General features: G+C 63.7%; 25 protein-coding genes and 1 pseudogene. 10 read left to right on the top strand and 16 right to left on the bottom strand.

Features of this window, described 5'->3' with window-relative positions:
- On the top strand, positions 1-83 hold an 83-nt coding region (locus A5706_RS33120; RefSeq protein WP_156767208.1), incomplete at its 5' end, for a hypothetical protein.
- Positions 84-500: 417 nt separating this feature from the next.
- On the opposite strand, the gene A5706_RS18045 is transcribed toward A5706_RS33120, so the two are convergent.
- The 6 genes from A5706_RS18045 to A5706_RS18020 form a co-directional block, all read right to left on the bottom strand.
- A complete protein-coding gene (locus A5706_RS18045) occupies positions 501-2969 on the bottom strand; it encodes a CaiB/BaiF CoA-transferase family protein (RefSeq protein ID WP_068133189.1) in 2469 nt (822 codons plus the stop codon).
- Positions 2970-3238: 269 nt separating this feature from the next.
- Entirely contained in the window at positions 3239-3883 is a 645-nt protein-coding gene (locus A5706_RS18040; protein WP_231985346.1) for a PaaI family thioesterase, read from the bottom strand.
- Positions 3876-4094: a hypothetical protein gene (locus tag A5706_RS18035; protein WP_068133186.1), complete on the bottom strand. Its 219-nt coding sequence runs from the start codon at positions 4092-4094 to the stop codon at positions 3876-3878. Before A5706_RS18035 ends, A5706_RS18040 begins: the two co-directional genes overlap by 8 nt.
- Positions 4091-4534 (bottom strand): Zn-ribbon domain-containing OB-fold protein, encoded by a 444-nt coding sequence (locus A5706_RS18030; protein WP_068133182.1) that lies wholly within the window; start codon positions 4532-4534, stop codon positions 4091-4093. The genes A5706_RS18035 and A5706_RS18030 overlap by 4 nt, the downstream gene beginning before the upstream one ends.
- Positions 4534-5748, bottom strand: coding sequence for a thiolase (locus A5706_RS18025; protein ID WP_068133180.1), 1215 nt, complete (start codon positions 5746-5748; stop codon positions 4534-4536). Before A5706_RS18025 ends, A5706_RS18030 begins: the two co-directional genes overlap by 1 nt.
- 3 nt (positions 5749-5751) lie before the next feature.
- Entirely contained in the window at positions 5752-6888 is a 1137-nt protein-coding gene (locus tag A5706_RS18020; protein WP_068133177.1) for an amidohydrolase family protein, read from the bottom strand.
- A gap of 176 nt (positions 6889-7064) precedes the next feature.
- On the opposite strand from A5706_RS18020, the gene A5706_RS18015 reads away from it, so the two are divergent.
- From A5706_RS18015 to A5706_RS18000, 4 genes are all read left to right on the top strand, one after another.
- Entirely contained in the window at positions 7065-7706 is a 642-nt protein-coding gene (locus A5706_RS18015; protein WP_068133174.1) for a TetR/AcrR family transcriptional regulator, read from the top strand.
- A 310-nt stretch (positions 7707-8016) separates the two neighbouring features.
- A complete protein-coding gene (locus tag A5706_RS18010; protein WP_231985345.1) occupies positions 8017-8766 on the top strand; it encodes a FadR/GntR family transcriptional regulator in 750 nt (249 codons plus the stop codon).
- A 288-nt stretch (positions 8767-9054) separates the two neighbouring features.
- A complete protein-coding gene (locus A5706_RS18005; protein WP_068133168.1) occupies positions 9055-9993 on the top strand; it encodes a spirocyclase AveC family protein in 939 nt (312 codons plus the stop codon).
- A gap of 201 nt (positions 9994-10194) precedes the next feature.
- Entirely contained in the window at positions 10195-11457 is a 1263-nt protein-coding gene (locus tag A5706_RS18000; RefSeq protein ID WP_068133166.1) for a MaoC family dehydratase N-terminal domain-containing protein, read from the top strand.
- A 268-nt stretch (positions 11458-11725) separates the two neighbouring features.
- Here the strand turns inward: A5706_RS18000 and A5706_RS17995 are convergent, their stop codons facing one another.
- Positions 11726-12499 carry an enoyl-CoA hydratase/isomerase family protein gene (locus tag A5706_RS17995; RefSeq protein ID WP_068133162.1) on the bottom strand — a complete coding sequence of 258 codons (774 nt, stop codon included), beginning with the start codon at positions 12497-12499 and terminating at the stop codon, positions 11726-11728.
- Positions 12496-13689, bottom strand: coding sequence for an acyl-CoA dehydrogenase family protein (locus A5706_RS17990; protein WP_068133159.1), 1194 nt, complete (start codon positions 13687-13689; stop codon positions 12496-12498). The genes A5706_RS17995 and A5706_RS17990 overlap by 4 nt, the downstream gene beginning before the upstream one ends.
- A gap of 91 nt (positions 13690-13780) precedes the next feature.
- Here A5706_RS17990 and A5706_RS35295 point away from each other — a divergent pair.
- Both A5706_RS35295 and A5706_RS17980 read left to right on the top strand, forming a co-directional pair.
- Positions 13781-14008 (top strand): annotated as a pseudogene (locus A5706_RS35295) (acyl-CoA dehydrogenase family protein); the annotation flags it as partial.
- Positions 14009-14282: 274 nt separating this feature from the next.
- Entirely contained in the window at positions 14283-14771 is a 489-nt protein-coding gene (locus A5706_RS17980) for an acyl-CoA dehydrogenase family protein (protein WP_068133152.1), read from the top strand.
- Between the two features lie 100 nt (positions 14772-14871).
- Here A5706_RS17980 and A5706_RS17975 read toward each other — a convergent pair whose 3' ends face one another.
- The 7 genes from A5706_RS17975 to A5706_RS17950 form a co-directional block, all read right to left on the bottom strand.
- The gene (locus A5706_RS17975) at positions 14872-16062 is read right to left on the bottom strand and encodes an acyl-CoA dehydrogenase family protein (protein ID WP_068133149.1); all 1191 of its coding nucleotides are present in this window, start codon (positions 16060-16062) and stop codon (positions 14872-14874) included.
- A 1-nt stretch (position 16063) separates the two neighbouring features.
- Positions 16064-17185: an acyl-CoA dehydrogenase family protein gene (locus A5706_RS17970; protein WP_197517879.1), complete on the bottom strand. Its 1122-nt coding sequence runs from the start codon at positions 17183-17185 to the stop codon at positions 16064-16066.
- Positions 17186-17283: 98 nt separating this feature from the next.
- Positions 17284-18798 (bottom strand): class I adenylate-forming enzyme family protein, encoded by a 1515-nt coding sequence (locus A5706_RS17965; protein WP_068133146.1) that lies wholly within the window; start codon positions 18796-18798, stop codon positions 17284-17286.
- Positions 18789-19010 carry a hypothetical protein gene (locus A5706_RS33110; RefSeq protein WP_156767206.1) on the bottom strand — a complete coding sequence of 74 codons (222 nt, stop codon included), beginning with the start codon at positions 19008-19010 and terminating at the stop codon, positions 18789-18791. The genes A5706_RS17965 and A5706_RS33110 overlap by 10 nt, the downstream gene beginning before the upstream one ends.
- A 142-nt stretch (positions 19011-19152) precedes the next feature.
- Positions 19153-20739, bottom strand: a complete 1587-nt coding sequence (locus A5706_RS17960) for a class I adenylate-forming enzyme family protein (protein WP_231985344.1) — start codon at positions 20737-20739, stop codon at positions 19153-19155.
- Positions 20740-20743: 4 nt separating this feature from the next.
- Positions 20744-22261, bottom strand: coding sequence for a class I adenylate-forming enzyme family protein (locus A5706_RS17955; protein WP_068133143.1), 1518 nt, complete (start codon positions 22259-22261; stop codon positions 20744-20746).
- A gap of 1 nt (position 22262) precedes the next feature.
- Positions 22263-23027, bottom strand: a complete 765-nt coding sequence (locus tag A5706_RS17950; protein ID WP_068133139.1) for a crotonase/enoyl-CoA hydratase family protein — start codon at positions 23025-23027, stop codon at positions 22263-22265.
- 659 nt (positions 23028-23686) lie between these two features.
- On the opposite strand from A5706_RS17950, the gene A5706_RS17945 reads away from it, so the two are divergent.
- The 3 genes from A5706_RS17945 (at position 23687) to A5706_RS17935 (ending at position 25491) form a co-directional block, all read left to right on the top strand.
- Positions 23687-24379 carry a cytochrome c oxidase subunit 3 gene (locus A5706_RS17945; protein WP_082964472.1) on the top strand — a complete coding sequence of 231 codons (693 nt, stop codon included), beginning with the start codon at positions 23687-23689 and terminating at the stop codon, positions 24377-24379.
- A 2-nt stretch (positions 24380-24381) separates the two neighbouring features.
- Positions 24382-24651: a cytochrome C oxidase subunit IV family protein gene (locus A5706_RS17940; protein ID WP_068133135.1), complete on the top strand. Its 270-nt coding sequence runs from the start codon at positions 24382-24384 to the stop codon at positions 24649-24651.
- Positions 24652-24744: 93 nt separating this feature from the next.
- On the top strand, positions 24745-25491 hold the full coding sequence (locus A5706_RS17935; RefSeq protein WP_156767205.1) for a hypothetical protein: 747 nt from the start codon (positions 24745-24747) through the stop codon (positions 25489-25491).
- A gap of 383 nt (positions 25492-25874) precedes the next feature.
- On the opposite strand, the gene A5706_RS17930 is transcribed toward A5706_RS17935, so the two are convergent.
- Entirely contained in the window at positions 25875-26357 is a 483-nt protein-coding gene (locus tag A5706_RS17930; RefSeq protein WP_082964471.1) for a TetR/AcrR family transcriptional regulator, read from the bottom strand.
- Positions 26358-26404: the final 47 nt, after the last annotated feature.

The following is a 26404-nucleotide window of genomic DNA, read 5'->3' as shown; positions in this document are numbered from 1 at the left end:
ACGCCACCGGAGGCCGCTACGGACTGCAGACGATGTGCGAGGGCGGGGGCATGGCCAACGCAACGATCATCGAGCGGATCTGACCACGACCGGGGCGACAGCACAGCACCCACCGGCCACCGGGTGCCGACTCGCATCGGCGAGCGGATCTCGCACCACCTGTCCCGCTCGAGGACGTAGCCAAGTCCGCTCAATCCGTCCGCGCGGCCGTCCCCGAGCACCACGCACCAGCAGCCGAACCTGTGCCCAGCACCAAGATTCGGTCCCAATGTAAACGTGTACGCGGGAACAGATTTCGCCGCCCCACGAACGATCATCGAGGACAACATCGGTGTGCATTACTCGGCTAGCCCCAGGCTTGGATTGATCCGAACTCGGTGACGCATCCGTTGCCCACAGTGACCCATCGGCCCGCGCCGCGCTAATCGCACAGCGGCGGTCATCCTCGGCGCAGCGCATTACCAGCGCCGCCCGAGCTCAGCGCCGCCTTGATCGCGAAGCTACTCGATGATCTTTCGTTCTCGCAAATCGGCAAGTTCGCCTGCACTATAACCGATTTCGGTGAGCACGGAATCGGTGTGCTGGCCGATGGTGCATCCAGCATCAGCCTTAGTCAGCGACCGGGAGAAGCGCAGAACAGGCGCCAAGCGCCGATGCTCATCGAAGATCGGACTGACCGCATCGACGCTGAAACCAGCCAGATGGAACTCGTCGCCTTGCAGCACCGCTTCTGCGTTGCGCTCCATCACCGCCACGCAGCCGACGTCCATGCCGGTCAATTCGGCTTCCCAGTCCAGCTTTCCGCGCTTGGCGAACACGCCGGCAAGCACTTCGGCGAGTTCGCGGTCATGTTCTTGACGGGCCGAGGCGCTCATAAAGCGTGTGTCCCCACCAAGGTCGACGTAGGGTTCCAAAGCGGTCGCCAACGCCGTCCACTCCGATTCCTTCGGAGCGGCCAGGAACACATAACCGTCCTCGGCCGGGTAGATACGATAAAGCGCGTTGAGTCCCCAGAACTCTTCGTCGGCGACAGCCATCTCGGGGGCACCGGCATAGCCGTTATTCAAGTGCATCAGCGCATTGAGTGCGCTGCCCAGCATGGTCGTGGTCGTACCACGCAGGCTGCGACCGAGATCGCGAGCGTAAAGGCCGAGCATAATCGTCGAGGCAACCCCCAGCGCGGCGATGCCGTCGGCCTGCGCAGCCGGCACGGCATTGGCTGAATGCAAAGTCCTTGCACCCACCCGGATCTCGGCATCGGTGGTCGGTGCCGCGGTACGTCCCCGACCATCCGTCGATGCCAAACCCGTGGCGGCGCCGATGGACGGCGCATACGCGGGACGTCCGCCGTAGGGACCGCTGGTCCCGTATCCGACCGCATTGATATACACCAGATCCGGGTTGATCGCGGTTAGCGTCTGCTCATCGACGGCCGCCCGCTGAGCGGCTCCGGCCCGGAAACACTGCAGCACGACGTCGGCGTGCTCGACGATCCGGTGAACAATCGACTGCCCCTCCTTCGAACGCAGGTCGACGACGACACTTTCCTTGCCTTGGAGCACCTTGGCGCCGCCAGCTTCTGGGAACGGCACGAGCGCGCGGATGTTATCGCCGCCGGCGGCCTCGATCTTGATGACACGCGCGCCCAGATCGGTCAGCAATGTGGCTCCGTAGGGGCCAGCGAACATGACTCCGAACTCCACAATGGTGATGCCCTGCAGCGGCAGCCCAGCTTGAGCGGCTTCGGTCGCCGTCCCGGGATGCTGTTCGTGGGAAGCGGCGGCCAGCGAGAGTTCGCGCAGCTCCTCGTTGTGATCACCGGGCATCGGAGCCGGCCGCGGATCTGTCAAGGGTCGTCCCTCGACATGAACCTGTGGCGAGGGCTGGCGCACGGCTCCGAGCTGCGGGTGCTCGATGATCAACCCCCGCCCTTCGTGCACCACCTGCGGGTGCTCGAACGCGCTGTGCGGGGTCCGGAAGATCTCCGCACTGACGTCAGGGTTGGTTTCAAAGGTGTGCTGCCAATCGGCCAACGTGCGGGCCCGGACCCGGCTGATCATCTCCAGCCAAAACTCTTCGCGCAGTTCAGGATCCTCCAAGAGTGGGAAGCCCTTCCACTTCGGGTCGGCCAGCCACCCGATCATGCCCAGTTCGCTCAGCCATGCCTGCATCAATCGCGGCGCGGTCTGCGCGAACTGCAGCCACGTCCCGTCACTGCTCGGAGCGATTAGCAGCGAGTACAACAGCGGCGCGCATGGGCGGCCATGCTCGTCGTACGGCAGATCCTGCGGGCTGTAGGCGCCGGGATACCGCTGCAGCACCATCTCGTAGAACCAGTTGTAGGGATCCATCGCACCCAATCCCAGCACCATATTCGACTCCACCACCTGCCCCAGACCGCTGCGCACGCGCTCGTGCAGCGCCGCCAGCGTCCCGTGGATGGCGGAGTGCGCCGCCCCCCACGACGCATAGGGCACCGAGACATACGCCGGCCCCGGCCGGGACGTCAGCTGACGCTTGTTGTGCATCAGGCCGGTCTTGGCGGCCACCAAGCCTTCGTAGCCCTTGTAGTTGCGCCACGGTCCGGTCGACCCAAAGCCGGTGATGCTGGCGACGATCAGGCGGGGGTAGTCAGCACCTACCTTTTCGCCGGTCAGGCCGAGACGCTCGGCGACGGCCGGCCGCATGGTGGTGATCAGCACATCGGCCTCGGCGAGTAGGCCACGCAGCACCCGCCAGTCGGCCTCGTCGTAGATGTCCAAAGTGATGCTGCGTCGGGATCGCAACAGTCCCGGCCATCCCGGAAAGCTGCGCACCGCAGAGCCACCCGGCGGTTCGACCATGATGACGTCGGCGCCGGCGTCGGCGAAAAACTGGCTGCACTGCACGCCGGGCAATGTCGTGGACAAGTCGACGACACGCAGGCCCCGAAGCGGGCCCTGGCCGACGGTTGAGGTCGAGGTAGTCATTGGTGTCTCATTCATAAGGTCGCGGCATCTGTGATGGGTGCCACCAATACTTGCTGGCACTGCTCATAACTTCAAGGCAATTCCGATAGTTTATTAAACTCTTTCGGCCCGCTCGGCCTCCTCCGAGCAGCTACGCCGCCTAACGCAAACCGGTCTCCTGGCAAATCGACCCAGTGGTATCAGCGTTGATCCGAGGCACAATGGACGCCGCCCAGCCGAGGACACCGCCGGCCCCCAGCTGGCATCCGATGACGCCGAATGGATCCCGTTCACGGCTGCCCGGGTCTGAGCGCAACGAAGAGGCCCTCCGCCTCAGCGCACAACAAGTCACCGTCATGCAGCTCGCCACGGATCCATCGCTTGCGGCCCTCTTCGCGGAAAAGCCTTGCCCGCAGTTTAAGCGGCCGTCCGATGGGAGTGATGGAACGAAAGTCGGTGTGCAGAAACGCAGTCCGCTGCGCCGGCCGCCCCGCAGAATTCGCCAGCCGCCCCATGATCTCATCGAAGACCAGCGGGATCGCTCCACCGTGCGCTGCTCCATTGCCGCCGAGGAAATATGGACCGAAACATACGCTGGCAGTGACCGCGTCATCGGTGACGCCCGTGACCACCAAACGCGGAGCCATCGTCTGTGCGCGCCCGGGCACATTGGTGCACCGCCCGAACAACCGGTCACGCTCGGCGGCCTCCATGGGGGCCAACCGCCCCGTCCAGCGGCTCAAATCAGCCGATAGCGCCTCGATGCTTTGCGGGTCTGGCCGTGCAGCGGCAAGCTGGTCCAGAAAACTCCGCAAGTTGTCGATCATCCCCGCGTAGACCGCGCCGTACTGCGGGCCGCCCGGCAATCTCGCTGCACGCCAAGGTCGTTCGACGTTATCGCTAAATCCGAGGTGTCCGCCGCCAACGTCATCCAACACGGGCGCTTTCGGTGTGTTCGCGCGCGGCCCGCAAGCCTTCTTCGACACTGGCGGCTTCGATGCGCCATTGCCGACACGAGCACCAGCAGTCGTAGTGCTCGCCGTCCTTAGACGGCACGATGGCCTGCCCGGTGCAGTCCCCAGCGTTGTTGGCGATCGATTGCAAGAACTCCAGCGGCTTTTCATGCAGACTGTTGTCATCACTCATGGCTTGATGCCTTCTGCATGCCGGGCCCGCCGGAACACCGGCAGCAACCAGCCGTCGCTGATCGGATGGAAATCGACGCTCAGCTCCATGCCGATCTGCACCTCATCAGTTTCGATGTCGATGAGGTTGCTCACCAGGCGCGCGCCCGGCGCGTCAGGCAGGTCCACCACCACAGGGACCAGGGTGACGTCAGGCAGGCCGGGGAAGCCGTGCACCACAGCGAAGCTGTACACGATCGCGCGCCCCGACAGCGTCACCCAGTTGACCTCGTTGTGCTGGCACTGCGGACAGTAAGGCGTAGGGGGAAGCCGGAACTGACCGCATCTTGCGCACTGGGGAGCGACCAGGCGTCGGTGTTTGGCGGCTTCCCAGAACGGTTCGGTGACCGGACTGGTGGTGATCTGCACCGTCTCACCGGGCAGCGCGCTGGCCCGTGTCATCAGTCGTCTCTGCCCAAGATGATTCCGGACACAGGCAGCGAGGCCGGGCCCCCGGTGACGAGCGCGTACCCGGCATCTTCGACCTGGTTGACTGCAGTGCCGCGCATCTGCTCAACGCCTTCCATGATGTGAGTCATTCCGATGATGTAAGCCTCCGAGAGCTGGCCGCCATGGGTGTTGACGGCGACGGTGCCCGCCGTGCGGTGCGGCGAATAACGGATCGCGCCGGATTCGACAAACTCGCCCCCCGCGCCACGTTCGCAGAACCCGTAGTCCTCCAACTGCATGAGCACCATCGGGCTGAAGTGGTCGTAGAGTAACGCCACGTCGATGTCAGAAGGACGGATGCCGGCCTGCTTATAGAGCCTCTCCGCGATGGGCTTATTACCCGCCGACGCAAAGTATTCGTCCGGCATGCCCATCCATGCGAACGCCCGTCCCCACAACCGCGAGCCCCCATGCGCGGCCGCCACAATCGGCACAGGCTTTTGCTTGAGGTGCCGAGCCCGCGCGATGCTGGTCGTAATGACCGCCACGGCGCCGTCGGTTTCCTGGCAGAAGTCATACAAGCACAGAGGCTCGGCGATCATGCGCGCGTTGAAGTACTCTTCGGCGGTCAGCGGCACCCCGTAGAAGCGGGCCTTCGGCCGAGTCAGCGCGTTGGCTCGTTGGCTCACGGCGATCTCACAGAACGCCTCACGACGTGTGCCGTACAGGTGCATGTGCCGCCGGGCTAACACCGACATCAAATGACCGGGACCAGATAACCCGCTGGGCTGCACAAACGAATTCACGGGATCCGGAGCCACCGACGCATACACCGTCCCCAAGCGCTGCTTGGCTTGCTGCAGCGCCATCACCGTGACCACCGTAGTGGCATCCCCGGCGACGATGGCGGCGCGCGCCAGCCCGATCGAGCCGGCCGATCCGCCCCCACCTGCGGTCAACGCGGCGGTAAACGTAACTTCCGGAATACCAAGGGTTTCCATGAAATCGGCGGTGTCCATCTTCTCGCCATAGCCGGCCGACGCGCCCGAGTAGTAGGCGAAGCCGTCGATCTGCTTGACCGAGATGCCCGCGTCGTCGCATGCCGCCAAAATCGCCTGGCACGCCAGTTCCCCCGGCGTGCGCGGCAACGACTCGCCGCGCCGATAATAGGGCGTGGCACCGATCCCGACGATCGCGGCATCGCGCAATCCGCTGATGCTCACCACCGCCTAGGCCTGAATGCACTCGGTGCTCTCAGGCACCGGGGGGACGTGAGGGAAGAGGTCGTAAAACGCGCCCTGCGTGATGCGCAGCACCGTCTCGGGGGCAGCATCGGCGAACAGCCCTTCCAGCGTTTTCTGAGTGTGGCCGAACGTCCCCTCCATGTGCGGGTAATCCGAGCCGAACATCACGTTCTTGTAGCCCATCGCTTCGTTGGCGGCCACCGCGGTCTCGTCGTGCTGGAACGAGGCGAATACCTGGGTCATCAGAATTTCCTTGGGGTCTCGGCTCAGTTTGGGCCGCACCGCCATGTGATGTTGGCGATATCCCTCCCGCAGCCGGTCACCCAGGAACGGAATCCAGGTCGCCCCACCCTCCGAGATGAGGATCCGCAGCCTTGGATGGCGGTCCAACGCACCGGAGGCCACCAGCTTCATTGCGGCGCGCTGGCCGCTGAAGGTCGTTTCGGCGTAGTTCATCACCGCACCACCGGGGCCCCGATAGACCTGACCCAGACCCCCGGTGGTCATGTCAATGGGGTCGGTGCCGATGTGAAACGCGGGCACTATGCCGGCCGTCTCACAGATCTCCCAGAACGGCTCCCAGTCGTTGCTGTGCCAGTCCGGCGCCGACGGATGCGGCGTGGTGGGCAAGAACACGGTCCTGAAACCGTTCTCGGCCAGCCACTCAATCTCACTGACCGCATCCGCGACGCTCAACGTGGAAACCTGACCCGTGACCACGTAGCGATCCGATACCGACGCCAGTTCGTCTCTCGCATACTCATTGCTGGCCCGCATGCATGCCTGCAACAGCTCAGGTGTGCGGAAGGTCGATGCCCACATTCCCAGGCTCGGGAAAATGACCTCGGCCCACACCCCTTCCTTGTCAAGATCGGCCAGCCGGGCGCGGGGGTCCCTCACGCCCTGAGGCTTGTGGCTTTCCTCCATGAACGACACCGCAGCCGACGTCGGCAGCTTGCGCCGAAACGTCTGGCCGTCGACCGACACCGTCTCCCACTCGCCGTCGGGATCCCGCTGCGATTTCGGGGTCAGGTCAGCCAGCGCCTTGGGCAGGCGTGAACTCCAGACATCCTCGGGCTCCAGGAAGTGTGAATCACCCGAGCAGGTCCACCTTTTCGACATCTGCGCGTCTCCAGCCTCAGTTGGTTCCCCGCCCGCCGATCGACGAGCCGATTGATTTATATTATTCATCTAACCATTTGGCTGTCAACACTTTTTAAGATCTTCCCATTACCTTTTGCCTCTGGTACTGGCACACTGTGCATTACGGTCGGTGTGGCGGCGGAAGGGGCTCGGTCATGAACAAGCGCCGGCATGCAGCGGGTCACGCCACCCGCATCGCGCTCATGGAGACAGCCGAGGCCCTCTTCGGCGAACGCGGCATCGAGGGCATCACCATGCAGGAGATCCGCGCGCACGCCGGTCAGTCCAACGCCTCGGCAATCACCTACCACTTCGGGTCCAAGACCGGGCTGGTCCAGGCGTTGATCCACTGGCGCAACGCCGACCTGGATGCGCGGCGAGCCGAACTCCTCGAGGATGCCCGCGAGGCCGGCGCCGAGGAGGATCCCCGCTCGATCGTGTGGCTGGTAGTCCGCCCGCTGTGGGAATCCATCGAATCCGGCGCGATGTTCGTGCCTTTCTTGGCCCGGCTAAGCGAAAACCCGCGCGCCACAAAAGATTACTGGCCCGCCGACCACCTGGATTGGACCACCACGGTGATGGATAAACTGGTCGCCAAGGCCATACCCGACATGCCTGACCGGCTCCGCCGCGCACGGTCGTTCCAGCTCTACAACAGCGTGCTGAACCTCCTAGGTGAGCACGCCCGCGCGCAACACCGCATCAGCGAACTGCAACTGCACAACTATGTCGACGCGTGGGTGGGCATGCTCACCGCTCCGGTGTCCTCGGCGACCACCGCATTACTCCGGCGCTGACGCCCTGCCCTTACCGCTCGCGCCTTGACTAGGTTGACAAAGTCATCGACGCCAGGTCCCAAGGGTCCACTTCCCGCTCCGCCGGTGATCTCCTGCATGCCCAACGCCCAGCGCTGCGGGCAACCCCGCTCGCAGGTTTAGTGCAATAATCCGACTGTTAAAAGCCGACGTGGGCCAAACACAAGCACGCCGCGCCCGCCGCAAGCGGACTGTTAAAGGGGTAGGAAAGTAAGATGATTCTATGACTAGCCCAGAGCCCGTCGCGACGCAAGAGCCCCAACGCGTCGGCACCGTGATGCGTGCGCCCAAGATGGCTGAGCTCATCGCCGGCCATCTGCGCCGCCAGATCGTGCGCGGAGACCTGCTTCCCGGTGAGACGCTTCCTCCGGAAGTGGAGTTGATGAGCCAGTTTAGTGTGTCGCGCCCGACGTTGCGTGAGGCCTTCCGCATCCTCGAAACCGAAAGCCTCGTCGGCGTGCGGCGAGGCGCCCATGGCGGCGCCCAAGTTTTGGCTCCCGATCCGATCGTCGCCGCCCGCCACGTGGGACTGTTGCTCCAAATGCAAGGCACCACACTGCGTGACGTCTACGAAGCGCGCATGGTCACCGAACCTGCCTGCGCACGCATGCTTGCCAGGGTCCGCACCGAACGTGACCTCGACGATCTTCGCGACGTCGTCGCCGACCTCGCCGAACTCATCAAGGCCGGACCCGAAGGCGCGCCGGACATGTCGCGCTGGAGCCACACGACCTACCAATTTCATCTTCTGATCATGCAGCGTTGCGGAAACAAGACCCTTGGTGTGCAGGGGGCAGTGTTAGCCGACATCGTCGAAACACACACGACGCGGGCCATCTCACAGGGAGTGATCCACGAAGGGCAGTTGGCGCCCGGCCGCTTCCAACGCACACTGCGGGCCTACAAGAAGGAGATCGGGCTCATCCAGGCGCGCGACGGCGAGGGCGCCGAGAAGTACTGGCGGGTGCACATGGAGGCGGCGGCCAAGTACATCTTCAAGTTCGAGCCCGGTGGCACAGCTGTAGTCGACCTCTTCAATTAGGCCCCTCTCGACCAAGACGCGCGACGGCTCTCGAGGCCCAACCGTCCGCTCGGCCTGTGGCCCGCTCGGCGCACGGACGGGCAACGCGAAGCCCCGGCTAAATGGCAGTCACCTCAAAAAACCCGCAGCACGGCGCGCAATGATTGTTCCGATGACCCGGAATCCGCCCGAATTATCTGAATCATCTATCTGTATCGCCCCAGCGGTTGCTAAGGTATGTCGGGCTGGATTGGCGTAACAACGCTCCCACCAACTCATGTCGAGGCGAACACTACCTAGGAGTCTGAGATGTCCACGACGGCCTCTGTGCGGGTATTTGAGGTCGCAAGCGTGATTTCGCTGCTTTGCGTCCTGGCGTACTTCGTAAAGGTGAGCATCCATAGGCGGCGCATCCACCCCATCCTGTACCTAGCGTCGGCGATCGTCGCCATCTCGTGGATGGAGGCACCGTTCGACCGGGCGATGTTCGTTCAATTTCATCCCGATATGCTTCGACTCCCCGCGATCGGTCCACTCGCGGCGACCCAGGGTGGTTTGCCGGTGATCTCACCGGCGGGTTATGTCATGTACTACTTGCTGCCAGCTTTGGCAGCGATCGCTTTGGCTGGACGCGTCGCACACCGGTGGGCGTTATCGCCCCGACCGACGCTTGTGGTGATGGCAATCGCCATGGGGATGGCATTTGACGTGTCCATGCAGCTCGGACCGGCGCGACTTGTTCCTCTATGGGCCTACTCGCGAATAGCGCCACACTTGAACATCTTTGCTGGTACAACGGGACAAATTCCGCTGTACGAGCCCCTCGCAATGGCATTGATGATCACCTGGTGCGCCTGCTTGATCGGGTTTCGCGACGCAGAGGGCAATACCTTTATTGAGCGACGCACGCGCACGCTCACCGCGGCGCCCGCTCGACGCGCCATACTCAACGCGATCGGCTATATCCTCGTCCTGCACCTGCTGTACCTCTACGTCGTCGCCCCGTTTTTCATGCTTTGGCAGGGCCACATGCTGACGGTGACCGGTTCGGTTCAGCCGTTCGCCACGATTCCGCAGCAGCCGGCAGGCCCCCAACACCATGGGACGCTCGGCACAGCACTCGTCGTTGTTTGGCTACTTGTCGCCATGCTCGCCACGTACTGGTTCGCCCGAAAGAGCGCTACCAGACCACTCCCGAGCGGCCAATCGGCTCCCCGATCGCATTCGCTACAGCCGGCCGACCGGTAGTGCCTACGAGACTCGCCGGTCAATCCGAATTCCAATTCGCCCGCTGCGGTAGGCGACCGGCGCGGGCTGGCTCGATCGCGCCGCAGATGCCTGGAGACCCTCCCGTCCCCCGGCCGGGCGAGACGAATCCCATCCATGCCATAAATAATATATATGATATAACTATATCGAGCACGGGCAGGGCGAGCAGAGGAGTCGGCCATGAGCACCACAACGAATCCGACCGACGAGAACTACGGGATCTTGACGGACGAGGCGTTCGAGCGGTCTCGCCAACGCATAGGCATCCCCGAGCGGCCACTAACGGCGCACAATCACGAGGTCACCGCCGACGGCGTCCGGCATTTTGCGTATGGTTACGGGGACGCCAACCCACTGTGGTGTGACCCCGAGTACGCCAAGAATACTCGCTGGGGCAGGCTCATCGCCCCTCCGAACTTTATGTACACCATGGGCGAAAACGCGGCGCCACCAACGACCCCCGAGCAGAAGAAGCTGCTCAAAGGCGACCCGTTCGCAGGGCTGGGCTCGTATCAGGCCGTCATGGAGTTCGAGTGGTTCCGCCCCCTGGTCCTGGGTGACCGCTGCCAGGTGCTGCGGGCTCAGGTCGGCGTGCAGGAAAAGCCGTCCAGGTTCGGCGGGCGCACCGCCCATGTCACCCACGCCTTCCTGTTCGCCAACGGAGACGGGCACATTCATGCAATACAGCGTGGGACGTGGATCAATGCCGAACGGCACACATCGAAACAGAACGCCAAGAAAGCCGAGCCCATCGACTTCACCACGCCCTACACCGATGAACAGCTCGCCGCCATCGACGCCATCTATGACGCCGAGACGCGTCGCGGTGCCGAGATCCGCTTCTGGGAGGACGTCGCGATTGGGGAGCAGATCCAAACCCGCGTCAAAGGTCCTCTAACCGTTACCGATGTCATCGTCTGGCACGTCGGCTGGGGCATGCAGCTGACACCTCCTGGAGCTTTCGCCATCTCGCGAGCAATCCGGCGCAAGGTACCCGGTTTGTATCCGCCGAACTCACGCAACATCCCCGACACGGTGCAAAGGCTGCACTGGGAATCCGAACGGGCCACTGAACTTGGCATTCCGATGAACTACGACTATGGGGCGATGCGCGAGACGTGGCTGACGCACGCACTGACCGATTGGGCCGGCGATGACGGCTGGCTGTGGAAATTGTCGTGTCAGCACCGAAAGTTCAATTACATCGGCGACACCACATGGGTGACCGGGACTGTCGCCGACAAACGACAGGTCAGCGACGAGCAAGGCGCCCGCAACGAAGTACATCTCGAACTGCAGTGCACCAATCAGCGCGGCGAAACCACCACTCCGGCAACGGCTATCGTTTTACTGCCTACTCGCGAGGGTGCCGTGCAACTGCCGACGCCTCCAGCTGCCGACCTGCCATCGCTGCTGAAACACGAGATCGCCCGGCTTAGTTGACCACGGGTCGCGTAGCACCACGTAACAGCAGACCGGTGATATCTAATACCGAACCTCAAGTGCGAAGTATTCGATGACCGCCAAGCCCCGGCCATCAAACACCCAGCGCCACAAAGCCTCGACTTACACACCCACATGCCCGATCCGCCGGACAAGGCACATCCATCGGCGCGTCAGCCGCGAATTCCACGCGAGCGCCTCCTGATGGGCCCCGGGTCCGCCACAGCCACGGTGGTCCGAAGACTGCGACAAGCTGATCTGGCGCGGCTTATCGCAGCTTCCACTCAGGCTTGACAAACCCCTCGCGCGCCACCCGGGCCGTGCCGAGCGGATTGCCGATTTCTGGATAGTTCCAGGCCACCGCGTAGGCTGCGAAACGGTCCATGTCCAGTGTTTCCCACACCGCCTTGACAGTGCCCTGGATCGCCGCGGGCGGTTTAGCCGCGATCTGACGTGCCAAGCCGTCGACGTGCTCCCAAAGCTGGCTGCTCGGAACGAGTTCAGAGACCAGCCCGATGCCATACGCGCGTTGCGCTGACATCCGCTCATCGAGTCCCAACAGTGCCCACCGCATCACTTCCCCCAGCGGAACTCGACGCGCTAGTCCAATTGGCTCTAACGCCGAGGTCAAGCCGTAAGAGACATGCGGGTCGAAGAACGTGGCGTCGTCGGCCGAAACGATGAAATCGCAATCGTTGAGCCAGTAGAACGCTCCGCCGGCGACCATTCCGTGCACGGCGGCGATGACCGGCTTCCACACCTTGTTCAGCCGCGGGGACAGTCCCTGACCGGGATCGTCTTGACTCCAGAAATTCGGGTGGGGGCCAAACCCCTCGTTGACGTCGACGCCGGTGCTGAAGGCCTTGTCACCGGCCGCACGAAGCACCACGACGTGTACGTCGTCATCACGGCGGATCCGCTGCCACAATGTGCGGAACTCCTCGATCATGACAGCGTTGAACGCGTTTCGCCGCTCGGGACGATTCAGGGTGATCGTCGCGACGTGGTCGGTGCACTCATAGAGCACGGTCTCATAGGTCATGGTCTACTTCCATCTCGTTGCGGTTCACGGGGCTCGCGCGGCATCCCTAGGGCGCGTTCGGCGATCACGTTCTTAAGCACTTCGTTGGCGCCGCCGGCGATCGTCCACGCTCGCGCATAAAGGAAGGCATCCTGCCACCAGCCGTGGTCGATCGCCTCGTCATCACCGTCGACGAGGACCGCACGGGGGCCCTGTAGCGACATGCCCAACTCGGTCAAGGCCAAGTTGGTCTGGCTGAAGAAGATCTTCACCGCCGGGGCATCGCTGACGTCGCCGCCGCCCGCCATCAGCGACGATTGCGCGCTCTTGCGCATCAAATCGATGACGCGGGCGTGGGTGGCGACGCGACCGACGTCACGCCGAACCGCCGAATCGTCGAGCCGTGTCCCCGCTAGGGCGACCAGTCTGGTGAGGTCCTCGAGCAGTTCGGTGGCCAGTGCCGCGGTACCGGTGCGCTCGTGCGCCAAGCTGGAGTTCGCGACTCGCCAGCCGTCGTTGACCTCGCCGATCACCGCGTCGGCGGGCACGCGCACCTCGTCGAGGAAGACCTCGTTGAAGTCGAAGGTGCCGGTGATTTCCCGCAGTGGGCGCACGCTGATCCCGGGCAGGGTCATATCCAGCGCCAAGGCGGTGATTCCACGGTGCTTGGCAGCGTCGGGGTCGGTTCGGGCTAGCAGATAACCGACGTCGGCGAACTGGCCGTTGGTGGTCCAGACCTTCTGGCCGGTCACCACGAAGTGATCGCCGACGCGGCGGGCCCGGGTCCGCAGCGAGGCCAGGTCGCTGCCGGCGCCGGGCTCGCTGAACAATTGGCACCAGATGTCTCGCCCGTCGCGGATGCGCGGCAGATAATGCTGCTGCAACGCCTCGGATCCGAACTCGATAATTGCCGCAGCGGCAAGCTGATGAGCCCCGATGGGCGCCCAGGTCCGGGCACGTGCGAGTTCCTCGGCGACAATGAACGCCTTCTCAGGATCGACGCCGTTTGTGCCACCGTACTTTTCGGGCCAGTCCGCACCGAGATACGCGGCGTCGAACAACGCGGCGGTCCACCTGCGAATGGCAGGGATCAATTCCGGCTCGGGAGCCCGTGTACCGGTGTGTTGCTTGATGCCTGGTGAGTTGTTCGCGATGAAGGTGCGGACCTCAGCGCGGAACGCCTCAAGATGGGCCGCCGTCCCAAGCTTCATCCGCCCTCCTTCACTCCGGCTCCAGGAAATAGTTATATGATATTAACGTATCTATCATACCGGCAGCGCCCCCGGAAGCCGAGGCATTCACATGGACTTCGAGCTCAACCACGAACAAACACTGCTGCGCGACGTGTCGCGCCGCATGCTCGCAGCTCACTGCACACCTGAGAAGGTGCGCGCCTGCACCGCTGCCGGCGCCGATGTCGACGACAAGCTGTGGCAACGCGGGGTGGAGATCGGGTGGACCGGTTTGGCCGTCCCCGAACGCCTCGACGGCGCCGGTATGGGCCTCGTCGAACTCACGCTGGTCGCCGAAGAGCTGGGCCGAGCCGTCGCGCCCGCACCGTGGTTCGATACCGCGCTCAGCGCGCAGCTGGCTGCCCAGGGAGGCGCCCCCGACGACCTGGTACGCGGCCTGGCCACCGGTGAGCAGCGCGCCGCCGTGGCTATCGATTTGGAGTTGGTTCTCAGCGCCGGATCGGTGAATTGGCTGCTGACGATCGACACCACCGGCGTGGTCGGTTTCGTCGAGGCACCGCACGCCCAGCCGCGTCTGCGGCAACATCGACCAGACACGCGCATTCTTCGCCGTGGCCGCCCTCCCCCGGCCCACCCACATCCTCGACGTCGACCCGCAGTGGGTGTGCGACGCAGTCGCGATCGGTGTTGCCGCAGACGCGCTGGGTGTGGGCGAGCGACTATTAGAGATGACCGTCCACTACGCGAAGGTGCGCCACCAGTTCGGTCGGCCGATCGGATCGTTCCAGGTCACCAAGCACAAGCTCGCCGACATGCTGATCGCTCTCAAGGGCCTGCGTGCGGCGACCTACTACGCGGCAATGTCGGTGGATGCGAACAGCAGTGACGCCACCACTGCCGCCGCCGTCGCCAAGGCGTTTGCGGCCGAGTATGTTCCCGCGATCGCCGGTCATGCCCTGCAGATCCACGGCGGTATCGGCTTCACCTGGGAACACGACCTGCACCTATATCTGCGCCGCGCCAAGACCGACGAGGTGCTCGGGGGCGACGCACACCACCACCACGACCGTGTCGCTCGCGCCCTTGCCGACACCTCATAGCGACAACCATTCTCCCCCAGCGAGGTCGATGGCTCTGTGCCGATGCCGGAACGCGATCACCCGACCCCGACACGCTGAACGCCGTCCTCGCGTACCAGGGTCAGCGCGGCGGCATCGCGGGGTCGCGCGGCAAACCCAACACCTGCTCGGCGATAGTGTTGCGCTGAATCTCCGAGGTGCCAGCGCCGATCGTCGAAGCGCGTGACCCCAAATACCCAGTGAGCCAACGGCCGCGCTGGACGGCTCGCCCGGACTCGCGGGTAACGATGCCCTCGACCCCGAGCATCTCCACGGCGAATTCGTGCAGATCCTGTTCGAAGACGGTGATGAACAGCCGCGACACCGACGAAGCCGGACCCGGCTCGCCGTGGGTGAGGATGTCGTTGATGACGCGGGCAGCGTTGTATTTCATCAAGCGGACGCGAATTTGGAAGTCGGCCAGCCGATCCCGCACCAGCGCATCCCGGGTCAAGCCGCGCTCCCGGGCCAGGGCGGTCAATTCGTCGACGATGCGCCGGTAGTTGGTGGCCTGGTTCATAGCCCCCGCAGCGCGTTCATGCCCAAGCGACGTGCGAACCAGTGGCCAGCCCTCGTTCTCCTCCCCGATGCGGTCCTCGACGGCCACGACGACGTCATCAAAGAAGACCTCGGCGAAGTGCGTCGCGCCGGTGAGGTCGCGCAGGGGCCGAATGGTCACCCCCGGCGCGTGCGCATCGATGATCAGATAGGTGATGCCCTTGTGGCGTGACTCCTGGGTGCCGGTGCGCACCAAGGCGAAAAACTTGTCGGCGTCAAGGGCGTGGGTTGTCCACACCTTCTGTCCATTCACGACATAGTGATCGCCGTCGCGCCGGGCGCTCGTCCGCAATGCGGGCAGATCGGAGCCGGCCGACGGCTCGGAGTAGCCCTGGCACCAGATGACGTCCTGACGCAGCATCGGCGCGAGCCAGCGTCGTTTTTGATCGTCGGTGCCGTATTTGATGATCGTCGGCGCCACGATGCCCAGACCCGTGCCCAACGGGGAGGGCACCCGCGCGCGCGCGATTTCTTCTTGGTAAATCACTTGGCGGGCGAAGCTGAGATCCATTCCGCCGTACTCACGCGGCCATGACGGACCAGCCATGCCTGCGTCGTACATCGCTGCGTGAAACGAACGGGCCCAGGATTTGCGTTCAGCCGGGTCCTTGGGTCGTGGGCCCGGATGGTTGTCGGCGAACCACCGCCGGATCCGGACGCGGAACTGCTCGTCGGTCTCGGCGAGGTCACTCGTGTGGTCAATCTGTTCGGTCATTTCACATCTCCACGAGTTCGGCAATGCGGCGGCGGTGCACCGCTGGGGCGCCCAGGTTCACATCGGAAGCTGTTGCCCGCCGAAGGTACAGATGCGCATCACACTCCCAGGTGTAGCCAATCCCGCCGTGAAATTGGATGTTCTCCTTGCTGGCCTTGGTGTAGGCCGCCGAGCACCAGGCCTTTGCCACCGACGCGGCCAACGCCCCGTCCGGATCGTTTTCGGCTAACAGCGCGGCAGCGAAAAACGCTGCCGAGCGGCCCGACTCGACCGCCACGAGCAGATCCGCGCACCGATGCTTGATCGCCTGAAAAGTGCCGATCGGCCGGTCGAACTGCACGCGCATCTTGGCGTATTCAACCGCCATGTCCAGCGCCGCGCCCGCACCGCCAATCTGCTCGGCGGCCAACGCCGCCGTCGCGAGATCCCCGGCGCGGCTTAACACTTCGGTGACGTCCCCGCCGACCCGTACCGCAGCGGCGCCGTCCAATGACACTCGTGCGACCGCGCGGGTGAAGTCGATCGTTGGCACCGGATCGCGCTGCAGCCCAGGTGCGTCGCCCGCGACGGCGAACAATCCCATCTGCTCGCCCACCCTCGCCGCGACCAGGATCAGATCGGCCGTGGCCCCGTCCACGACGAACTCCTTGACGCCCGTCACCGTCCACGCCGCGCCGTCCACAACATCTGATTCCGCCGCCGTCGTCGCAACGGTCGCGGTATCAAATGTCAACGCATCATCGGCAACGGCGACAGTAGCAGTCAGCGTTCCAGCAGCGATCTCAGGCAACCAGCGTCGGCGGGCAACTTCATCGTCGATGCAGACCAACGTCTGCGCCGCCAAAGCGACGGTGGAGTAAAACGGTCCGACGTACAGCGCCCGCCCCATCTCCTCCATCACCACGCCCAGCTCGACCGGGCCCCCGCCCGATCCGCCGTAGAGTTCGGGAACCACCAACCCTTGCAGGCCCATCTGGTGGGCCATCTGAGCCCATACTGCGGCATCGCCCGTTGCGTCGCCCTCCGCGGCGGCATGTGCGGCGCTCAGCGGCGCCTTGTCGGCCAGGAAACGCCGCAGCACTGCACGAAGCTCATCGTGTTCTTCAGTCCATCCGCTGATCACGGTTCATTCCTTCGTCCATCAGCGATCCTTTCCGCTTGACAACTCCTGTGGCTCATCGGCTTTCGCAATCACGCGCTGCGGAGGCACCGGGCCCTTGGTTACCTCGAATCATCGATAGTCGCCAAAATATTCGCCAAAACGTTGCGGCGTACCAACTTTCCGGTGTCGGTGCGGGGCAGCTCCGCCCAGAACCAGAATCGCTCCGGGCTCTTGCTCGACCGCAGACTCCGCAATACGAACTCGCGCAACTCGTCATCGGTAGGGAAGGTCCCCGCTCGAGACACCACCGCTGCCTCGATGCGCTGGCCCCATTCCTCGTCGGGGACACCGATGACGGCAGCGTCAACGATGTCGGGGTGGCGCAGCAAGACTTCCTCGATTTCTGCCGGGGCGATGTTCTCCGCGCCCCGAATGATGGTGTCGTCCACCCGACCGCCGATATATAGGTAGCCCTCTTCATCGAGATAGCCCTCGTCGCGAGTATCGAAAAAGCCGTCCCCGTCGACGGCGCGGCCGATTCCGGCGTATTCGGCTGACACCTGATCGCCCTTAACACAAATCCGACCGGGAACCCCGGCCGGCAGTGCGGCCCCAGTGTGATCACGTATTTCCAACTCCACCGTCGGCAACACTTTGCCCGCCGAGGACAGCCGCGCGCGCACCTGAGGATGCTCAGAGGTCAACGCCGCGCGGTGATCCTCGGGCCCCAATACCGCGATGGTAGAACTGGTTTCGGTCAAACCGTAAGCGTTGACGAACCCGACGTGCGGCCAAAGGGCCAACGCCTTCTCGATGACCGCGCGTGGCATCGGTGCGCCCCCGTAGGCCAATGAGCGCAGCGTGGGAACAGCCGGTTCGGTATTGCCGTGGTGCACGGCTTCCACGACGCGCGCCAGCATCGTGGGCACCACGAGCGCGTTGGTCACCTCTTCCTCGCGGACCGTCGCCAGCCACCGATGCGGGTCGAACTGCTCGAGCACAATGGTGCGCCGGCCCGCATAAAGGTTGGAAATCACGTTCGCCACCGCAGCGATGTGATACGGCGGGACGCTCACCAGGGCGGCATCATCGGCCGCGGCGTTCATGTACTCGACTGAACCCAAGACGTAGGACACCAAGTTCGAATGCCGCAGCAGGACGCCTTTGGGTTCAGAGGTGGTTCCGCTGGTGTAAATGACAACGGCCGGACCGTCATCGAGCCGCTCCTGTTCAGAACACAGCTCACGCTGATCGGCGGTCATCTCCATCCACCGTGCGACGGGATGGGCCACCAGCCCGGCGCCGCTGAGATGCCTCACCCCGATCGCGTCACCGATGCCAACTGCGCCGGGGTGCTTGGCGAGCAGGCTTTCCAACTGTTCGGTACCGAGCCGGTAATTCAGCGGCACCAGCGGTATCCCGGCGTACGCGGCGGCGAACATCGCCACCGGGAATTCCGGGCCGTTGGGGCTCAGATAGACCAACGCCGTAGCGCCGGCGTGACGCAGCAGCTGTGCTCCGGCCAACGCACGGATGCGCAAAGCTGCCGCGGTGATTCCGTCCGCGCGGCGGCCCACCACCACCCGCTCGCCGAACCCGTCGGCGGCCATATCGAGCAACATGGTCAGACGCATGATCGCCTCCGCTGATCCGAGGCCGACAGCGTCGGCGGTGCAGCGACCACCAACGCTTCCCCACCCAGCCCTGGCGGACCGCCGGCGACATCAGTTCGAACGACTTTGATCATTGATCCGGCATCGACAGATCGCATCTCCACAAACGCCCGGTTCGAGCATTGACCATCGGCTTTGGCGCGCACGGTGTTGAATTCATCGAGCATCAGCACGCCGCGCCTCGAAGCTGAACCTCAAACTCGTGACCCTCAGTACTACGACGTTGGCAGCCCACGGCGTTGCGGGCCGTCGAGCCGGCGCGACATTTCACCTTGTCTCCCTTGATATCTCGGTCCTGCCGCCGCAGTACACCCATCAAACCTGCTCAGTCGAGGCACTCGAGTAACGGTGCTCCGCGGCAAGAACTGCCTGAAGATCGCGTTTGCGCACCTTGCCCGCCGCAGTCCGCGGCAACTCCGATACCACGCGCACAATCTCCGGCGTCTTGTGCCGCGCGGAACCGGTCTCCTGGAAATGGGCAGCTACCTCGGCCAGCTCAAGCGTCTCGCCGGCTAGGAGCACGACGAACACCGCGACACGTTCGCCCAGACGCTCATCAGGCGCGCCGACGGCCGCAACTTCGCTTACCCGAGGATGCGACGCCAATATCTCCTCGACTTCGCGCGAGGAGATGTTCTCCCCGCCACGAATGATGAGATCCTTCTTGCGGTCGGTGACCGTCAGATAACCCTCCGTATCCAGACGCCCCACGTCCCCGGTGCGAAACCAGCCGTCAACAAAGGCGTCTCGATCCAACGCGGCGTCACGGTATCCGCTGAACAATTCCGCGCCCCGACTCAGAATGTTTCCCTCCAAGCCAGCCGCGACGTCGCGGTCGCTGTCATCGACGATGCGCACCTGGTTGCCGGGCAGGACGCGCCCATCGGTGCTCGCCCTCTTCCCGAACGGATCCTCGGGGCCGATCGCAGTGATCGTCGGATGCTCACTGAGTCCATAGGTGCGGCAGGCAACGACGCCGGCCGCCTCGGCACGCGCAATCAGCGCCGCCGGCACGTTGGCACCGCCGACGGTGCACAGCCGCAACGAATCCAAACGGGCATGCCCGCGGTCGCGGGCGTCGAGCAGCCCTGCCAGATGTACCGGCGCCCCGGCGGTCGCGGTGATCGCGTACTGATCGATCACTGCCGCCGCGCGCTGCGGATTCCACACATCCATCAGCACCGTCGGCGTGCCGTGCACCAGGATCCGCAACGCCACGCTGAGTGCGGCGACATGACCCGAGGGAAAGACACACAAATGCGAGGTGCGGGGTCCAGCCCCGTCGGCAACGACCGGCGAGAATGTTTCGGCCAGGATTGAGCGATGCGTGTGCTGCACTCCCTTGGGCGCGGCCGTGGTCCCCGAGGTGTATACGACTACCGCGGGGTCGAGCGGGTCTATGACCGGCGGGGTAAAAGTTGACGTTTCGCAGTGGATGGCGTCCCAGGGCAGCGCCGCCTCCGGCACCTCGTCACCGACCAGCACGATCTGGCGCAGCGCCTGCAACATGCCCAGCTCCTCGAGCATCGGGCGATAGTCGCGGCCCCGGAAAGCCGTGGGCATCACCAGCACTGCTGCACCCGAATTGGTGAGCATATAAGCAATTTCGCGGGGTCCGCAGTTCGGAAGGATGGGCAATATCGCCGCGCCCGACAGTAGCGCCGCAGCCTGACAAACCAGCCCCTCTAACCAGTTCGGCAACGCCATCGCTACGGTGTCTCCGGGCCCGATCCCGACGTGCTGCAGCCAGGCCGCGAGCTGCAGCGCTTGGGCACCCAGCTCGCCCAGCGTGCATTCGCGCGGCCGCTCATCGCTGGCAGCGACGATGCGGCTGTCCGGCCACGCCTCGCACGCCGCGCGAATCGCGACATCGAGCGTCCCGGTCGCCACCGCGTCGATCACCGCGTCACGCCGACTTCGAACGGTCCATGTCATCGGCGATGAGTTGCACGAGATCGACGCGGCTCACCTTCAATGACGGCGTGCGCGGCAGTTCAGGCAAGACCGCGATATGCACGGGCACCTCGTAGGGCATCAACTGGGTACGGCAGTGCGCCACCAATTCATCGACCAGTGCTGACGAATCGCCGCCATCGCCGGTCGAAGCCAGTTCGATGCCGGCTACCGGTACCTGGCCGAGTCGCTCATCGAGCAGTGGGGCGACTGCTGCTTCGCGAACCGCAGGGTGTTGCTCGAGAACCTTGCGCACGGCCTCAGGGTGGACTTTGAACCCGCCGCGGATGATGGCGTCGTCGGCGCGGCCCCGAATCCACAAGAACCCGTCATCGTCGATGGAAGCCAAATCGCTGGTGCGCAGCCACTCATGAGTCCCGCTCGGGGACTGCGCCCCGCGAATCTCTAGGCGCCCGACCTCACCGGCGCCAAGCTCCGCGCCGTCATCGTCAGTCACTCGTAGCGTCACCCCGGGAATCGCACGCCCGGCGCTGCCGGCCTTCGATGCCCACCACCGCTCGTGCAGCGGCTTGGTCCAATAGGCAACAGCGCCAGCGAACTCCGTGGCGCCGTACGTCGGTAGAACGCGGATGCCATAGACACGGAAGAACTCATCGAGCAATTCCGTTGGGCAAGCAGTAGTTCCGGTAGTCAGTACCTCGAGACAATCGATCTGTGTCCGAGGAACCTGCGCGTTCAGGATGGAACGTAGCGCCGCCGGCACAAGTCCAGTGGCCCTCGGGCGATGCCGCTCGACCGCCCGCAGCCACGGCTCCAACACGAACTTTTGCAACAAAACGATGCGCCGCCCGGCATACAGCGGAGCCAAAGCACCCCAGAACCCGCCGATGTGCACCAGCGGCGTCGCAACGATGGCGACACCACTGCGAAACAACGACGCCGTGGGTGGCGGGGGCACACTCATCGTGATAGCCGTGTTGAACTGCCGCTCCCGCAGTAAGACTCGCTTGGGCGGTCCGGTCGTCCCTGAAGTCGGCATCTCTACGACGACTTCGGGCCCCGACTGATCCTGACCACCTAACGAACCGCCCACGTGCCCGCCGTGAACATGCTGCACAGAATCAGCGCGGAGTTCCAGAACGACAAGGTCGCCGGCATCAGCGCCGACGCCGGCGCGCGATAGAGACTCCTTGGTGCCCACCACCACTGGCACCTGGGATGCCAAGATGTCGGCTCGCAACCGATCCGGGGGCTGCAAAGGGCTCAGGGTGACCACGCAGTATCCGCGCGCGATCAGCGACAGCAGCACCCCGACATGTTCGGGCCGATTCTCCACGATGACCCCGACGCGGCCGCCCGCCGGCAGAGCGCACTGCGCCAGCAGCCGCTGCAGCGCATCGTCGACATCCTGCAGCACACCCCACGTCGTCCATCGATCCTCGAACTCGATGGCCTCAGCATCGCGCGGCGCCGTATCGAGCAGCTGGGCGAACCGTTTACGGCTGTCCACCTCAGCGACCCACCCACACGGGCGCGCGTTTCTCTGCGAACGCGGTCGCGCCCTCCTTAGCGTCTTCAGAGTCGAGCACCGGCATGAGCAGCTCGTTCTGCTTGGTCCATCGCTGCTCGCCGCTCCAGTCCGGCGCCGACAGCACGATCTGTTTAGTGACGGCGACCGCCAACGGACCATTGGCGGCAATCATCGCGGCCAACCTCAGCGCACTCTCCAGCGCGTCGCCTTCCGCGGTCAAGGAGTTGACCAAGCCCAACGCGGCAGCACGCGCCCCGGTAATCGGTTCGCCGGTGAGCAACATTTCCAATGCGACCGCCGGGGGGATGCGCTGCGCCAGCAGCAAAGCCGCTCCCGCTCCCGCCACTAGGCCCCGCTTGACTTCGGGAACGCCAAATCGGGCCGATTCTGCCGCGACGACTAGGTCGCAGGCCAGCAGCAATTCGAAGCCGCCGGCCACCGCCCACCCCTCAACCGCGGCGATCAGCGGCTTGCGCGGCGGCGCCTGGGTAATACCGCCGAGGCCACGATCTCCGACGGTCGGCCGCTCCCCGCGCAGGAAGGCCTTAAGATCCATTCCCGCACTGAAGGTTCCGCCAGCCCCAGTGAGCACACCGACGCGCAGCTCGCCATCGGAATCAAGCTCATCAACCGCCGCCGCGATACCTACCGCCACAGCCCCGTTGATGGCGTTCTTAGCCTCGGGGCGGTTGATCGTGATGACCTGAACTGCGCCACGGCGTTCGACCAGCACTTCCTCTGACATCTCATCCCCTTGTTCTGCCCACGAGTCTGTCTGCAACCGGCGGTGTTCAGCCGCAAGCAAACCAGTCGCTGTCCGCACGTACGGCGCGGTGAGCCGGAGTGGGGCACAGCTTGACCGTGACATTAGCACATAATCAGTTAAATCATTATGCTTCCTCTAGTGACCGTCCTGCGGGCATGTGACACCTCCCGTGGTCTTCAGGCCGGGCAAACTTTGCCGGCCTCATCGCCGAAAATGGCTTGCGCAGAAACCACGGCGTAACCCTGGACGCGCTGGAATCCTTTCAACAACCGCGAAATTGGGTGCTTGGCCGACGCCCGCACAGCAGGACGCGCGCCGTGATATGGGCCGCGATGCGCCCACGACGCCACCGGCTCAAGCAATCCGAGCCCCACGAAACCGTAGCCAGATGCATCTCTGGCGCGCCACTTCCCTGCCTCGCCAGGAAAGGTCTTGTGTGACGTAGATGACTACGTTATAAACCAGTCGGTACTTCGATCACGCCGCGAGGCGAGAACACTCGTCTCAACCCTGCCCCGCGCAGGCGGACCGCGGGCGGGCCATCGAGCAAAGGAGGCGCTTTTGAATAGGGCGCCGACCAAAGCAGGCCGGCACCTGCGCGCGACGCTCACGGAAGTTCAACCCGGTCGCGCGCCTGTGTGGAGATTCCGGCTGACGCGATGACACGGCCCTCAGCAGGTAGCCGGCAGCATAAGTCACTGGCTCACTCCCGCGGATTCGGCAACGCACATTCGGCGTCGGCAAGCAGGCCTAATACCGCTGGCACCGCCATTTCGCCCCGCAGCCACGTCCCCGGTGAGCCAGGAATTTGGGTACTTCTTTTTGCCGATTTCAGCGCGTTCTCCATCTTTTTCGCCGCCTTCCTGCGTGCCCGCGCAGGCCAGCCGGGCATCTTCGATAGCTCACGAACACAGCTGCATCAGCCGATCGGCCTGACCAACACCATCATTCTTCTGACCAGTTCCCTGTTGGTGGCTGGCGGAGTGCATTCGTACCGCTCCGGCCGGGCCCTAGTCGCTAAACGACTCTTCGCCGGCGCCATCAGCGTCGGATCAATCTTTGTCCTTCTCAAGGCATGCGAGTACTACCTCGAATTCCGGTCGGGCATTACCTTGTCAACCAACAGCTTTTATACCTACTTCTTCGTCTTGACCGGCATCCATCTCCTACACGTAATCGTGGGGTTGGTCACTTTGGTCGCCGTCGCATTGAGCAGCGAACGGCAGGCCACGCGCGGCCGAAACATCCTCATCGAGGGCGGCAGTTGCTACTGGCATCTCGTCGATCTGTTATGGGTCATCCTCTTTCCGCTCTTCTATCTAGCGAGTTGACCATGAATCTGCTGACGGTCATTCCAAAGCGGCTCTACGCGGTGTGGGCGATCCTCGTGATGTTGACAGTCGCTACTTACGCGCTGGGCATCGATCACGGTGCGGGCTCGTTGGTCGTCCTGATTGTTTGGACCATAGCTGTGTTCAAAGTCCGTGTCATCGGTCTTGAGTTCATGGAACTCAGGGCGGCGCCGCTCGCACTTCGCTCCTCATTCGAGCTGTGCTCCCTCATTCTCTGGGCGCTCCTGTCCGCCATGTACGTCTGGGCCTGAAACGAGCGAAGATGACTGGATTTCAGAGTGGGCCGACAATATCGGCTGATACCGAATCGATGTGGACCGCGATACGCATAGAAAGCAACGAACATGACTAGAGAACGCCTGAACCGTAACTTCGAAAAAGGCGGGGCGATCTGCGGTTTCATCGCCACCATATCCTTCGGCATAGGACTGTTCGCAATTGCCCGACTCATACCGCCGCCATCACCGACGCTCAGCTCCGCCCAAATGGCGAGCTATTTGGCCGAACACCAGACGCGCATCAAAGTCGGGTGCATGATCTTCGGCTTCGGCATGGGGGCGCTTTTTCCATGGGTCTCCGCCATTAGCCTCCAACTAAAGCGGATCGAAAAGGGCTGGGGCATGCTCAGCATCACCCAGGCGGTCGCAGGGCTGGTCACCCCCGCCGGGGCGCTGCTCGCCGTGATGCTGTACATGGGTGGAGCGGTATACCGCGACCCGCACAGCATCAGCAATCCAGACGTCGTGCAACTCGCCAGCGACATCTTTTGGATCATTTTCATAGGGACAGCGTGGCCAGTCGTTTTCACCACGTTGGCAATCGCACTCGGGATTCTGACTGACTTTTCTGAACAGCCCGTACTGCCTCGCTGGTTGGGTTACCTGAATCTGTGGACCGCACTGTGCTCTGCACCGGCGGCGGCCCTGATGCTGTTCAAGACCGGCCCACTGGCGTGGGACGGCCTGATCACTTTTTGGATACCTGCGATCACCTTCTTCGTCTGGGTGACCAGCATGAGCATCGCCATGCTGCAGTCGTTGCGCCGGGAAAGCCTTGCCGACCCGAGCCAAGCCACCGAGCCGGCCAGCTAACACCGATCCGACTAACGACAGCCGAGCCGGCCGCCGCCGCTGTCCTGGAACCACGTCGGGGACGACCGACTGCGCGAACCCGGGAGTCGACGGGCTGCCCGTCGTGGACTGCTCGGCGATCACGACGGTGGCAGCAAGCTCGACGGCGCCACACTGGTAATGGCCTGGCAGGCAACGGACTCATACTCCAAGACCGCCACCGGGCGACCCGAACGGTAATGCACGAGCGTTCAGTTTCCGCGGCGTCCCCGGGAACCCATCCTCCGCGCGGCCTCCACACGTGCCGTCGGTCGGGCCGCGTTGTCATTGTTTCCGCACACCGTGTAGTTCACCGTCATGGCAGGACAGCGATTAGCGTCGTTCGCATAATTCCCTGCTTCCAGTCACAAGAACTGCTTGGTCGAGTACCCAAGAGCACAGCCAAATGCGCGTAGGCACATCACGGTCAAGTCGCTTCGCGAGATTTTCTGAGACTGAACCCATTTCACGCAAGCAGCCCGAACGAACGCCAACCAGCCCTCTACCGCGATTTCGGTGGCATCGCGCAAGCGGCCCTCGGCGACGAGTGTATCGATCAGGCGCTGACCCACGACGCTAAGCTCCTCAGTGATGATCGCCTGGATCGCCGGGTCGTCAGACAGTGCGCCGCGATTGACCGTTATGGCTTCAAAAGGATGTTCGCCGAAGTATTGGATGTAGGTCTCGAGTCCGGTGGCAAGCTGTTCTGCGAGCGGTAGCTGCCGATCAGAGTTGGCCCGTGCCAGCGAGCGGTGACTGGCGCGCTTGAATATCGCGACATACAAGTCACGCTTGTTCGGAAAATAGTGATATAGCGTCGCTCTCGACACACCTGCGCGCGCCGCGATGTTCGCACGAGCACCCTATGAAGACGTCTCGATGGAGGACATGTCTA

It is taken from the genome of Mycobacterium sp. E796 (genome assembly GCF_001672815.1).
GTDB lineage: Bacteria > Actinomycetota > Actinomycetes > Mycobacteriales > Mycobacteriaceae > Mycobacterium.
The sequence above is the reverse complement of the archived record's forward strand: the minus strand, read 5'-3'. Positions and strand labels throughout refer to the sequence as shown.

Coding starts and splice junctions, on each gene's coding strand:
- A5706_RS18015 (WP_068133174.1), top strand. CDS start 7,065: ATGAACAAGCGCCGGCATGCAGCGGGTCACGCCACCCGCATCGCGCTC.
- A5706_RS18010 (WP_231985345.1), top strand. CDS start 8,017: ATGGCTGAGCTCATCGCCGGCCATCTGCGCCGCCAGATCGTGCGCGGA.
- A5706_RS18005 (WP_068133168.1), top strand. CDS start 9,055: ATGTCCACGACGGCCTCTGTGCGGGTATTTGAGGTCGCAAGCGTGATT.
- A5706_RS18035 (WP_068133186.1), bottom strand. CDS start 4,094: ATGAGTGATGACAACAGTCTGCATGAAAAGCCGCTGGAGTTCTTGCAA.
- A5706_RS17935 (WP_156767205.1), top strand. CDS start 24,745: ATGACTAGAGAACGCCTGAACCGTAACTTCGAAAAAGGCGGGGCGATC.
- A5706_RS17940 (WP_068133135.1), top strand. CDS start 24,382: ATGAATCTGCTGACGGTCATTCCAAAGCGGCTCTACGCGGTGTGGGCG.
- A5706_RS17995 (WP_068133162.1), bottom strand. CDS start 12,499: ATGACCTATGAGACCGTGCTCTATGAGTGCACCGACCACGTCGCGACG.
- A5706_RS18000 (WP_068133166.1), top strand. CDS start 10,195: ATGAGCACCACAACGAATCCGACCGACGAGAACTACGGGATCTTGACG.
- A5706_RS18030 (WP_068133182.1), bottom strand. CDS start 4,534: ATGACACGGGCCAGCGCGCTGCCCGGTGAGACGGTGCAGATCACCACC.
- A5706_RS17990 (WP_068133159.1), bottom strand. CDS start 13,689: ATGAAGCTTGGGACGGCGGCCCATCTTGAGGCGTTCCGCGCTGAGGTC.
- A5706_RS18045 (WP_068133189.1), bottom strand. CDS start 2,969: ATGACTACCTCGACCTCAACCGTCGGCCAGGGCCCGCTTCGGGGCCTG.
- A5706_RS17965 (WP_068133146.1), bottom strand. CDS start 18,798: ATGCGTCTGACCATGTTGCTCGATATGGCCGCCGACGGGTTCGGCGAG.
- A5706_RS17975 (WP_068133149.1), bottom strand. CDS start 16,062: ATGACCGAACAGATTGACCACACGAGTGACCTCGCCGAGACCGACGAG.
- A5706_RS18020 (WP_068133177.1), bottom strand. CDS start 6,888: ATGTCGAAAAGGTGGACCTGCTCGGGTGATTCACACTTCCTGGAGCCC.
- A5706_RS17950 (WP_068133139.1), bottom strand. CDS start 23,027: ATGTCAGAGGAAGTGCTGGTCGAACGCCGTGGCGCAGTTCAGGTCATC.